The organism is Paenibacillus sp. oral taxon 786 str. D14 (assembly GCF_000159955.1).
GTDB lineage: Bacteria > Bacillota > Bacilli > Paenibacillales > Paenibacillaceae > Fontibacillus > Fontibacillus phoenicis.
On sequence record NZ_GG695973.1, the window covers coordinates 380,344 to 392,601 of the forward strand.

Annotated in this window: 12 protein-coding genes; 5 read left to right on the forward strand and 7 right to left on the reverse strand. The window is 52.7% G+C overall.

The window, feature by feature from the left end; translation table 11 throughout:
- The coding region (locus POTG_RS24740; RefSeq protein WP_232282253.1) for a hypothetical protein at positions 1-186 on the forward strand (186 nt) is incomplete at its 5' end.
- A 5-nt stretch (positions 187-191) separates the two neighbouring features.
- Positions 192-1,478, forward strand: coding sequence for a uracil permease (uraA, locus tag POTG_RS08405; protein ID WP_036644729.1), 1,287 nt, complete (start codon positions 192-194; stop codon positions 1,476-1,478).
- A 76-nt stretch (positions 1,479-1,554) separates the two neighbouring features.
- Here the strand turns inward: uraA and POTG_RS08410 are convergent, their stop codons facing one another.
- The 6 genes from POTG_RS08410 to POTG_RS08435 all read right to left on the reverse strand — a co-directional run bounded on the left by POTG_RS08410 (position 1,555) and on the right by POTG_RS08435 (position 8,164).
- Positions 1,555-2,070, reverse strand: coding sequence for an adenine phosphoribosyltransferase (locus POTG_RS08410; protein ID WP_009224407.1), 516 nt, complete (start codon positions 2,068-2,070; stop codon positions 1,555-1,557).
- A gap of 59 nt (positions 2,071-2,129) precedes the next feature.
- Positions 2,130-4,535 (reverse strand): single-stranded-DNA-specific exonuclease RecJ, encoded by a 2,406-nt coding sequence (gene recJ, locus POTG_RS08415; protein WP_009224408.1) that lies wholly within the window; start codon positions 4,533-4,535, stop codon positions 2,130-2,132.
- Between the two features lie 46 nt (positions 4,536-4,581).
- Entirely contained in the window at positions 4,582-5,532 is a 951-nt protein-coding gene (locus tag POTG_RS08420) for a cation diffusion facilitator family transporter (protein WP_009224409.1), read from the reverse strand.
- A gap of 115 nt (positions 5,533-5,647) precedes the next feature.
- Positions 5,648-6,544, reverse strand: a complete 897-nt coding sequence (gene secF, locus POTG_RS08425) for a protein translocase subunit SecF (protein ID WP_050769721.1) — start codon at positions 6,542-6,544, stop codon at positions 5,648-5,650.
- Entirely contained in the window at positions 6,534-7,787 is a 1,254-nt protein-coding gene (gene secD, locus POTG_RS08430) for a protein translocase subunit SecD (protein ID WP_009224411.1), read from the reverse strand. Before secD ends, secF begins: the two co-directional genes overlap by 11 nt.
- Positions 7,788-7,906: 119 nt before the next feature.
- Entirely contained in the window at positions 7,907-8,164 is a 258-nt protein-coding gene (locus POTG_RS08435; RefSeq protein WP_009224412.1) for a post-transcriptional regulator, read from the reverse strand.
- 244 nt (positions 8,165-8,408) lie between these two features.
- Here POTG_RS08435 and spoVB point away from each other — a divergent pair, with 244 nt between their 5' ends.
- The gene (gene spoVB, locus POTG_RS08440; RefSeq protein WP_009224413.1) at positions 8,409-10,025 is read left to right on the forward strand and encodes a stage V sporulation protein B; all 1,617 of its coding nucleotides are present in this window, start codon (positions 8,409-8,411) and stop codon (positions 10,023-10,025) included.
- Positions 10,026-10,031: 6 nt separating this feature from the next.
- Here spoVB and POTG_RS08445 read toward each other — a convergent pair whose 3' ends face one another.
- Positions 10,032-10,700: a DUF421 domain-containing protein gene (locus tag POTG_RS08445; RefSeq protein WP_050769728.1), complete on the reverse strand. Its 669-nt coding sequence runs from the start codon at positions 10,698-10,700 to the stop codon at positions 10,032-10,034.
- A 259-nt stretch (positions 10,701-10,959) separates the two neighbouring features.
- Here POTG_RS08445 and POTG_RS08450 point away from each other — a divergent pair, with 259 nt between their 5' ends.
- Both POTG_RS08450 and POTG_RS08455 read left to right on the forward strand, forming a co-directional pair.
- A complete protein-coding gene (locus POTG_RS08450; protein ID WP_009224415.1) occupies positions 10,960-11,352 on the forward strand; it encodes a TIGR04086 family membrane protein in 393 nt (130 codons plus the stop codon).
- 83 nt (positions 11,353-11,435) lie between these two features.
- A partial coding sequence (locus tag POTG_RS08455; RefSeq protein ID WP_083791442.1) for a phosphatase PAP2 family protein occupies positions 11,436-12,258 on the forward strand: 823 nt, incomplete at its 3' end.

A 12,258-nucleotide genomic window follows, 5' to 3' on the forward strand; every position in this document is an offset into this window, starting at 1 on the left:
GTCTTCGCTGCACGGACAGCATCCCGGCAAGATCTGCCTGCCTTCGGGAGGGTAGACCGACCAGCCGATGAAGGGATTACCTGGGAAAGAAAAACAAAAGTCAAGTATTTTTATGTTGAAAATTGTCGCCAATGTCATTATCCTATTAAGGATAGTTATCTTATGAACGTATCTATAGAGGAGTGAACTCGTTGCAACGTGAAATTCAAGTGAATGAGAAAGTCCCGTTCGGACCGGGCGTGCTGTTAAGCCTGCAGCACTTATTTGCCATGTTCGGAAGCACGGTGCTGGTGCCTAACCTGTTTGGCGTCGACCCCGGCATGATCCTGCTGATGAACGGCATCGGTACCCTGTTGTACATCCTCATCTGCAAAGGGAAAATCCCTGCTTATCTGGGTTCCAGCTTTGCCTTCATCGCACCGGTTCAGGCGGTTCTCCAGACTCATCCGGGGAACGGCTACGCTTTGGCTCTCGGCGCGTTTATCGTCACCGGCGCGATCTTCGTTCTGATTGCGCTGCTGATTAAATACGCCGGCACGAAGTGGATCGACGTCGTATTCCCACCAGCCGCTATGGGGGCTATCGTTGCCCTGATCGGCCTGGAGCTGATTCCCGTCGCAGCCGGCATGGCCGGATGGATCACCGATGGCTCGGAGGGCTGGACGCCAGATGGAACGTCCATCACGCTGTCGCTCGTGACGTTAGTCGTTACGGTACTTGGCGCTGTCTTGTTCCGCGGCTTTCCGAAGATTATTCACATCTTGATCGGGATCGTCGTTGGTTATGTTCTAGCTTTATTCATGGGTGTGGTCGACACCTCAGCGATCGAACAAGCGAAGTGGATCACCCTGCCGACGGTCACAACCCCGCAATGGGATACCTCCGTCATCATCTCGATCGTGCCGGTCGCGCTGGTCGTCATCGTGGAGCATATCGGCCACCTGCTGGTGACGAGCAACATTGTGGGCAAGGACTTGTCCAAGGACCCGGGCTTGCACCGGTCGCTGATGGGGAACGGGATCTCCACGATTCTTTCCGGTTTTGTAGGCTCCACGCCGAACACGACCTATGGGGAGAACATTGGTGTCATGGCATTAACCCGCGTGTTTTCTGTGTACGTGATCGGGGGTGCGGCGATCTTTGCCATCCTGCTCTCCTTCTCCGGGAAGTTCTCGGCAATCATCGCTAATATTCCGGATCCGGTTATGGGCGGCGTATCCTTGCTGCTGTTTGGCGTTATCGCCGCCTCGGGCTTGCGGATCTTCGTGGAGCAGAAGGTGGATTTCTCCAAGCCTACCAACATGCTGCTGACCACCGTTGTGCTGGTCATCGGCCTGAGCGGCACCCAACTGACCATGGGTAACGTCGTGCTGAAGGGTATGGCCTTGGCAACGATCGTTGGCATTGTGCTTAGCCTGTTCTTCAAGCTCATTCAAGTGCTGAAGTTAAGCAACGATAACGAAGAAGCGGCCCATTAAGCTCACTCTTCTATACAAATTAGGGGCTGTTGCCATGTGATACGTGGCAGCAGCCCCTTTTGTATGGGATCTATTTTTATTCGTATTGCACGAGTGAAAAGACTTCAATTCCCGGCAGCTTCTTGCGGCCTTCCAGCTCACTTAACTCAATCAGGAAGGCAGTACCAACGACGTTCCCTCCTAGTTGACGAACCAGATCCACAGAGGTTGAGATCGTTCCCCCAGTCGCTAGCAAGTCATCCGCAATCAGCACGTTTTGCCCCGGCTTTACCGCATCGCTGTGCATCGCTAACCGGTCTTTGCCGTATTCCAGGTCGTATTCCACCTCAATCGTTTTGTAAGGCAGCTTCCCACTCTTGCGGATCGGTACGAACCCGACGCCAAGCGCGTAAGCCAGCGGCGCACCCACAACGAAACCGCGGGCTTCAGGGCCGGCAATCAAATCGATCTTCAAATGAGATACCCGCTGCTTCAGTTCGTCGATCGCCTTGCGGTACATGTTACCGTCATTGAGCAACGTCGTAATATCCTTGAAGCTAATGCCCGGTTGAGGGAAATCAGGAATCACCCGGATGTACTCTTTAAAATCCAAACCAATCTCCTCCTAGTTCAAATGCGTGCAAATCATTTCTAAGTTTCAGAACAAAACATTTATGAGGCTCCCTGAATATGGGTTAGCATCCATTCCGTAATTTCCGGCACCCGGCCGTACTGCAGCATCTGTTCGATTTCAGCCAGCAGTCCCAGCTCCCGGTAACGGCTTGACGTTTCCAAGGCCTGCTTGGAAGGAGACGGATGGATCCGAATCATCCCGGATGCCCGAATAATAAATCCCAGCTCCTCGAATACCCCAAGCGCCATCTCAACCATCCGCTTTGACCAACCGGTACGCTTCACAAGCGCCGCCAACAGTTCTTCCTCAGGAAGCCCTTGGCCGGCTCCCCGATAGATCAAGCTGTACACGAGCTTGAAATGATCGCGAGAAGGCGGCTCGATGCGCTCTTGGGGCGCACGCAGCGAATGCAGCATATAGATGCGCTCCAGACCGGTAAAAGCGGATACCATCCCAGTCCAGCTCTCCGGTGCATCCGGAAGCTCCAGGACGAACAATGTCGACGCAGCGTGAATCCCAGCGGTTTGCGCGAGCTCGTTCCCAGGACGCACGCCAACGTTCTTATCATATACCCAAATCGGGGTCTCCTTCAAATCAAGGGTATGGAAAAATGCGGAACCTTCATTTACGACGACAGCCGACGCTCCCGAACCGCAGGCGGGCAGCTTATCCAGCTTCCCTCGAAGCTCTTCGAGCAGCTGCGATGGATTCCGGGAGCCGCGGTAATCAAACACCTGCAGATGAGACACCGCTAAATCCTGGATCATGAGCTGCGGCTTGCGCGAGCCGTTCCACTCGTTGACACTGGCTTCCGCAACGATATCGATCCGAGCTTCTTCCGACAGCAACGGGGCCAATTCACCTTTGCCAAACGCGACGGCTTCTACGGTTTTACCGTTTTGGCCAAGAATCAGCTTCAAGTGCTTGCCGTCTTTGCCCATCTGGCGGCATTCCAGCAGCTTTAGGCCACGAAGAAGCAGCCTGGGACAGGTGTTTGCCATGCCAAATGGAGCCAGTTGCTGGAGTTGTTCGATTGCTTGCAGCGTAATGTCTTTTAAAGAGCAAGTCAAATCGGTCTCCAGGACCGGCACGAAATGCTCCGGCGTGAGCCGCCCGGCGGCAAAAGCATTCAGCCTTCGGCCAAATTCCTCCAATCGCTCCCGGCTTAGGGACATCCCTGCAGCGGATGGATGTCCGCCAAAGTGGTCCAGCAGGTCGGCGCAATCGGTTAAGGCTTCATAGATGTCAAAGCCGGGAATTGAGCGGGCGGAGCCTTTGCACTCCCCGGTCTCGGGATGAATTCCCAACACGATGGTCGGGCGATAATACCGTTCCAGCAATTTGGAGGCGACGATCCCGACAACGCCGGCATTCCAGCCTTCGCCGGCCACCACAATCACGTCGGGCAGCCCTTCCGACTGCTCCTGGCTTTCCAGCTGCTGAAGCGCTTCTTGCACCATATCCTCGACAATTATTTGGCGCTCCTTGTTCAGCACATCCAGCTCCTCGGCGATCGCCTCGGCTTCTTCCATGTTCTCCGCCGTCAATAAGGCGACGGCGCGGTTGGCGTGGCTCATGCGGCCGCTGGCATTAATCCGCGGTGCCAACCCGAAGGCGACGGCTGTCGAAGTAACTTCCCCGCTGGACCAGCCGGAGGTTCCGAGCAATGCCGTCATGCCCGGAAATGCCGAGCGCTCCATCGATGCCAGACCGGACTTGACGATCATCCGGTTCTCTCCGGTCAGTGGCATCAGGTCAGCAATCGTCCCCAGCGCGGCCAGCTCGGTCCAAGCAATGGGGGTGTCCTCCCCCAGGAGCGCTTGGGCCAGCTTGTACGCCACCCCCACCCCGGCCAGTCCTTTAAACGGATACGTGCAGTATGGCAGCTTGGGGTTAATCAAAGCGTACGCTTCCGGTAAAACCGCCGGCGGTTCGTGGTGGTCAGTGACGATCACGTCCATGCCCACCGCATTGGCGTAGGCCACCTGCTCAACGGCGCTGATCCCCGTATCTACCGTCACGATCAGCGTAAAGCCTTTCTTGTGATAATGCTCCAGCACCGGAATATGTAGCCCATATCCCTCTTTCGTTCGATGCGGGATGTAGTAGTCATATGTAGCACCGAGATGCCTCATCAGGTAGATCATTAAAGTCGTCGATGACACCCCATCGGCGTCATAATCCCCGTATATCAAAATCCGCTCCCCATTTTCCACCGCACGGCGGATGCGCGGTACGGCTTCTTTCATGCCGCTGAGCAGCATGGGATCGTGTTGATCGGCAAGGCTTCCTCTTAAGAAGAGCTCCGCCTTCTCAGGGCTTTCCATCTCCCGCGTCACCAGCAAAGACGCCAGCAAAGGGGAAATATTCAGCTGGCCGGCCAGCCGTCTGGCAGCCTCTTCGTCATAGGGAAGCTGTGTCCAGCGATATTTGGCATGAAGCAAAAAACGTCACCTTCTTTCTTCCTGTCGGTTCTATCCCGGGGCCAGCTTACTGCAGCAAGTTCGGCAAATCACTATCAGCATCGGTATTGCTCTTATAAGGATACCCCGCCTCGTAAGGCCCGACTTGAATCCGAACGTCAGTGACATGGGAAAAGCGGTTGAGCAGCAGCATTTTGGCCCGATTGGCGATATCGTTGGCTTCCATAACGGTAAGCTTAGGATTTACGCTAATCTTGGCGGTCACGGTCACATAATGTCCGTTCTCCTGCGCTTTCAAATCATCTACTGTAATCACGCCATGCACCCGCTGTACCGTCTCGATGAAGGTAGCAGCATCCTCTTCGCGTACCTCCGTCCGAACCGGTCCGTAGATGGAGCGTCTCACCAGCCGATAGACTTGGATCATCACATGTAAGGCGACAAGGATCGCGGCAACCGGATCAAGATACGCCAGGACGGGCACATCCCAGGCTTGCCCTCCCATCGCCCCAAACACACCCGCGAGAACAACTACAGATGAGAACAACGAATGACGGTGCTTCTCGACGATCAGCTGCAACTCCTGATCCGACTTCCTGCGGGAAATACGCAACTTGATTTGAAACAACGTTTCCCGCAAAGCCATCGATAGGAGCACGGCTGCCAAAACGAAAGTCTCCGGTGGAGTGGTGTCGCCCTCAACCATGTCAGTGATGGACGCAATCCACAGTTGAACGGTGCCCATCAACAAAAAAACGGAGAAGAAAATCGCCGGCAGCGGCTCAGGCGTCGCTTTGCTTGCGGACGAACCGGCCAGTCGCAAACGCCTTTTTCCCGGTACAGACAGTCTCGCGGCGACGCCAACCGCAACATCGTACGCAGAATATAATGCCCCGGCCAGCAATGCCAGACTGTCGTACAGCAGACCAACCGTCCCCAAAAACACGGCCAGGACAAGATCCCCAACGATCCCGGGCCATGCTGTCGGTGCCGGAATAACAGCTTGTTCTCGTGTCATAATCCCCCTCCTGATGCACGTAAAAGCGGACAAGTTACGAAAGCCGCGTCAGAAGACGCGGCTCTAGCTTTAATTCAGCGAATGAATGGGTGCTTCAATCAGACATTTCGGCCGTTCAGGAAGCTTTAGCCGGTTTATGCTTTTGCTTACTCTTGAGCAGGAACCAGAGCGGGCTTGCGATAAAGATAGACGAATACGCCCCAAACAACAGGCCGATTACCATCGCAAGCGAGAACATCCGGATCGACTCTCCGCCTAGAATGAGGAGGAAGAAGGCCGCCACGAACACCGTCAACGCGGTATACAAGGAACGCATAATCGTTTGCGATACGCTCACGTTCACCAGATTGATCAGGTCCTGACGAGTTTTCGTTTTGGCAAATCGCAGATTTTCGCGAATCCGGTCAAAGATAACGATCGTATCGTTAATCGAATAGCCGATAATCGTAAGTACAGCGACGATAAAGGTCAAGTCAACCTCGAGCCGGAAGATCGAGAAGACGGAAATGACCATAAAAGCGTCATGCAGCAGCGCGATGATCGCAGCCACAGCAAACCGCCATTCAAACCGGATGCCAACGTAAATAATAATCCCGATACAGGAGATCAACACGGCATAAATTGCATTGCGCGCCAGTTCTTTCGCCATTTCCGGGTCAACCGTATTCACTTCAAACGAAGCTTTATCGTCTAATTTGGCAATTTCCGCTTTCAGCTTCGCGTCATTCTCTTCACTTAATACTTGCGTAAATCGGATATTCATCCGGTCTTGTCCAGGACTGATGCTCGCTTCATTCTCCTCGATCCCCATATTTTTCAAGATCGGGCGGACTTGATCGGCCGTCAGCGGCTTGGACAGGGAAATATCCACATTAGACCCTGCTTTGAAATCTACGCTATAGTTCAAACCGAAGAACGCCAAGCAAATGATGCCGGCAATCGTCAAGACGATTGAAAGGGTGTAGAAGTATTTACTCAGATGTATATAATCCAGGTTCTTCTTAAAGCTCACGAATGTCACGCTCCTTCACACCGAAATACTTCGGTTTCAACAGCTTGCCGGCTTTGAGCAGCAGGTTCAGCAGGAAACGGGCGAGATAGATATTCGTGGCGATACTAAGTACGATTTCCACGATGAGCACCAAGGCAAAGCCTTTAACGGCCCCCGTACCATACGCATACATCACGGCCGCAACGATAATCGTCGTGATCTGCGAATCAAGCACTGTACGGAGAGAATGCTTGTCCCCTGCTTTGACCGCAGACATGATACTCTTGCCGGCCCGTATTTCCTCATGAATCCGTTCATTGGTAATAATGTTGGCGTCCACCGCCATCCCAATCCCGAGAATGATAGCCGCAATCCCTGGAAGAGTTAACGTAAAGTCTGCCCAGACGAACACGAGAATGAGCAGCCAGGTATGCACAATCAGGGTAAACGAGGCAATTAGCCCAGGCACCCGGTACATCCCGACCATGAACAGCAGAATGAAAAGAGAGCCAATCAGGCCGGCTTCAATCGTCTGATCCAGTGACTGCTTACCGAGCGTCGCGCCGACGCTTTGAGAATATTTCTCCGTCAGCTTCAACGGGAGGGCGCCAAGATTGATCTTGTCGCGCAGCTCTTTCGCCTTCTCCAAGTCGCCGCCCACACTGATTTGTGCGGACCCGTCGGTCAAAACGGCTTGAACGATCGGAGCGGAGACCAGCTCATCGTTCATATAAATCGCCAGGGGTTGTCCCAGCAAACGTTTGGTGACTTCAGCGAACTTTTCTTTGTTTTTCACTTTAATGCTGACAACCGGTTCATTCATCTGTGTGAATTCCAGTTTGGCACCATTTTCCGCGAAATCGGTTCCGATCATTTCGATCTTGTTGTATTCGTCCGCGTTCTTCTCCGTGCCGTCCTTACTGCGGAACGTCAGCGAAGCCGGCTCCTTCATCGTCTTGCGCACTGTTTCTTCATCGGTAACGCCGGCCACCTTCAAGCGGATCCGGTTCGTGCCTTCCGTCGTGACTTCCGGCTCGCTGGTTCCCAGCTTGTTCGCCCGGTCCTCCAGGCTCTTGGCCGTTTGGATTAAGGATTCCTTCGTGACCTGACCTCCGCCTTCCAACGGACTGGCTTCATATAGAATCTCAAAGCCGCCTTTCAGATCAAGGCCGAGACGTACGTTCTTTAATAGGTCGGGGGTTGTCCAAGCCATGATGCCAAACGAGACAACCACGACGGTTATGAATGTGATAATTCTTTTCATCCCGTACTTCTTTCCCCTTTCAAATTCTCAATATTCCTATTATAGCGATGGCCGAAAAACCAGTCAATTTATCTAAAATTGTCAATTCGATTAACGACCGGCACAAAAAAAGATCCCATTTAATCCAAACGGGATCCCCGAAAGGCGGACATCGTCATATAGTTCATAAACTGGGTGACTTTCAAAGAAAGAATGTCATTCACCAATTGGTACAAGGGAGGGATTCCCCCCTTCTCGTATTTATGGCTGATACATTCCCAAATGTCAGGTCCGGTCACATGCTCGTACCCGATCAGCCGGAACTCCTCGGCCTTACTGCGACACAAGCTTTCGATTGCCTCATTTAGTTGTTGGTCCGTCATTTGTTCTTCAGCCATACTTCAAGCCTCCTTCGAAAACCCGTCTTATTACATTCTACCCTAAATCTCCGAATCCTGCTTACAAGAGTTGTTTGGTTTTCGAATCTTGTGAAAAAGACAAGTCATGAACCGGGACAGGTCTGTCATATCCATGAAGTGAGAGGTTGTACGCCTCGCTTACGAGTTTATAAGGCAGCTGATTTCTATAAGCATCGCGTATGTAGGAAGTTACCAAAGTGCTGCCGGGGGAGTGGAGTTTCGATTGAATAAGCAAACCTTTATCCAAGGTACGATGATCCTGCTTGTGGCTGGGATCGTAAACCGCCTCCTGGGCTTCATTCCGCGCATCATGCTGCCCCGCGTGATCGGGGCCGAAGGCGTAGGGCTGTATCAGCTCGGTTATCCCTTTTTTCTCGTGCTCGTAACGATTATTACCGGCGGCATTCCGCTCGCTGTAGCCAAGCTGGTGGCCGAAGCAGAATCCTCGGGTCAGCCCGGGCGCTCGGTGTCGATTTTACGGACAAGCTTAGTATTTACGACGGCAGCCGGCTTTCTGTTTACGTTTCTCTGCTTGTTTGGCGCGCCATGGGTGACCCGTTACATTCTGACCGATGCCCGGGTTTATCACACTTTTATCGCAATGAGCCCGATGATCATCATCGTCTCAGTCTCTTCGGTCTTCCGCGGATATTTCCAAGGGAAGCAGGATATGATTCCCTCGGCGGTGTCGTCCATCATGGAAACGGTGGCCCGAATTATCGGCGTCCTCTGGTTCTCGTATCTCATGCTCCCGATGGGCATCGCCTATGCGGCTGCAGGAGCCATGCTTGGTGTTGTTGCCGGCGAGATCGTAGGCATGGGGGTCCTGCTCTGGCAGTATCACCGCCTGAAGCGGAGGGAGCGGCTGGGAGGCTCTACACCCGGCAATCTAGCAGTGAGCCCTGCCAATGCTGTGAACCCGAATGAGGAAACATCCGCCTCCTCCGCCTATCCGTTCCACGCCAACCTGCGCCGAATTCTGCGCATCGCCATTCCGGTTACCGGCAGCCGTCTGGTCGGCTCGCTCTCCTACCTGCTGGAGTCGATTACAACCGCGCGGAGCTTGGCGATCGCCGGCGTAGGAGTTGGCGTTGCGACCTCCCAATACGGGGCGCTGCAAGGGATGATCATCCCGCTGTTGCTGCTGCCGGGAGCGTTAACTTCGTCGCTCGCCGTCTCGCTTGTCCCTTCGCTGGCTGAAGCGCAGGCACGCGGCGACACCAGAACGATCCACCTGCGTCTCCATCAATCCTTGCGGCTTGCGCTGGTCACCGGCGCTCCGTTCGCCGCGATCATGTTCGTGTTGGCTGACCCGATCTGCCGGCTTGTGTACAACGATGGCACGATCGGAGGCATGCTCAAAATCATGGCCCCCTTCGCCCTTCTGCTGTATATCCAAACGCCGCTGCAGGCCACGCTGCAAGCGTTGGATAAGCCGGGCCGCGCACTCATTAACACACTGGTTGGGGCCATCATCAAAATCACCTTAATCTTCTATCTGGCCTCGAACCCGGCACTAGGCATCTACGGGGCAATTATCGCGATTATTATCAACTTTATCATCGTGACCGTCATGCATGCTGTCGGTGTGTCCAAATCACTGCGTTATCGTATGCCTTACCTGGATATCCTCAAGGTTGGAGCGGCGATGATCATCATGGCCGCCGCCGCGGACTATTTATATAAGAACCTCGTCCTGAGCTCTCAAATGGGCTGGCAGTTCTTGATGGCGGCCTCCCTGTCCGGATTGCTGTATTTAGCTCTAGCCGGAATCATGGGATTGTTTGATCTCCATGACCTTAAGCGGCTGCCTGTCCTAGGCAAATGGTTTCGGAAATAACGAAGGTTATTGTTTTGCGTCCATCTCATTGATATACAGCTTTCCATTATGATCGATACTGCAAAAGAACACCTGCTTGAAATCCGTTAAGCCTTTCATTTGAATCTGATTTTTCAGCCAAAAGCGGGTTTTTCCGATTTTGCGCAAGTTCTCGTCGTTTACCTTGCCATCCATAATGAGCGGCAGCGGGAGTGCTTCATATTTGATTTTTGCCGAGAGGTTGGCATCCTTCTTTTGGGAAGGCTGCTCTCCCCCTTCGGATTTGTCTTTGGGAATCACACTAAGCTGCCCGCTCGTTTCCAACACGGCAAACTCGACGTCGGCAACGCTGTCGATCTGCTGCGAGCGCAGCTGCATCATTAAATCATCTAAGTTGTATCGCTGGCGTTTCATTTCTTCCCGGTTAATTTTCCCGTTTCGGATAATGACGCTGGGCTCGCCATCAAACCACAGCCTTATTTTACGGAAGCGAAGCGACAGCAAGGCGATGGCGATTTGAATCAGCAGCAGGGTCAACATCGGTATGACTCCGTCATAAATCGGCCGATTGATATCTTCCAGGGCAAAAACGGCGATCTCTGCGATCATGATCGAGATGACCAGGTCGAAGATCGACAGCTCGCCGATTTCTCTTTTTCCCATAATCCGCATGACTCCGAATACCAAGAAATACATCAGGACGGTTCGGAAAACATGGTTTGCCACATGCTCGACCACGCCAATCCCTCCTCTGGTTACAAGTTCGCACAAAACATGGTATTGGTATTCTGACCGCCGCCTTCCCGTTCCATGCGAAAGATCACAGGTTAAAATCCGGGAGGCTTACATGAATCTTCCTAACTCAATTGGGCCAAGTAGGTCTATCCGAGTTAGCTTGACCATAAAATGTGGTAAAACGTCTGTCGAAGACATGGAAAACAGGAGGCTGACCACGATGCATTTGATCCGCCGAATTTTCGGGATGCGTATGTCCCAGCCCACCGTTGCAGGGTTGTGGTATGGATTTTTATGGATGATGATCGGCGCATTGATTCTATCTTTATTGTTGCAAGGCGAAATGGTTGAAGAGTTTGAACTGTCGATGTACACGTATCTGGTGCATGCTGTTGCCGTCTTGTTCGGGGGGATCGTCTCCGGCAAACGTGCCAAACAGAAGGGATGGTATCAAGGCGCTCTGACCGGTGCACTGTACGTGCTCATCTTGCTGCTGATCAGCTTCTTGGCTCTAGATACGTCATTGGGGCTCCGGGAATGGGGATATATCCTGCCGGGGTTTGTCATCGGTGCGATCGGCGGCATGATTGGCGTAAATCTTGGCCGCAAATAACTTAAGGTTTTACGGCGGCCTCCATTCATGGTAAGTTAGACTTAGTCCAATCGACATCATCATGAGGAGGTCGTTCTCGCACGATGGATCATTCCATGTCCGGCATCTCGTGGCTGACCGGGATTTCCGTCATCATCATGGTCTGGGTGAACACGCTCCGCTCGCCATGGCATGCCGTTACTTCCCTATTGCAGCAACTGATCAAATCAAAACATTTGCTTTGGCTTTTACTTCTGATGGTTGGCGTGTTGCTGATAAATAAGTTTGAACTGATCCTAGAAGATCATCTTCCTTTTCATACCGATTTCACACCGTGGGTATTTGGAATTGAGGGACATTTCGTTTCAACGTTTCAAAGCTTGTTTCACTCAACGACTGTAACGGTAATAACAGCTTTCTTCTATCTAGTCATCTTGCAGGCGTTAATTCTTGCATCGCTGGGAATCTATGCGTCCGATGATCGTCTGCCGTTTCTTTATGCGACCTGTTGCACTGTGATCCTCAATTATCTGGCAGCGGTCCCCTTTTATTTGCTGTTCCCGGTGAACGAGGTATGGTCGTATCCGCCGTCAGGGGCTATCTTTTATATGCTAGAGGTTTTTCCAAATTTCGAACAGGTTTACCGCCCCTTGTCCGGTCTGAATAACTGCTTTCCTAGCCTCCACACTTCGGTCTCCGTATCGATGGCTATTTTGGCGATCCGTTCAGGGAACCGGCGCTGGGGTTGGTTTGCTTCAGCTTGTTCATTGATTATAGTGTTTTCAATCTTTTATATGGGGATTCACTGGTTGACGGACATGCTTGGAGGGCTGGTACTGGCTGCTTTGGCCTCCACCATCGGCCTTGCCTGGGGCAACCGCTTGGCGAACTCCGCGCGATCCGGAAACCTTAAGCCGCATCAGACCA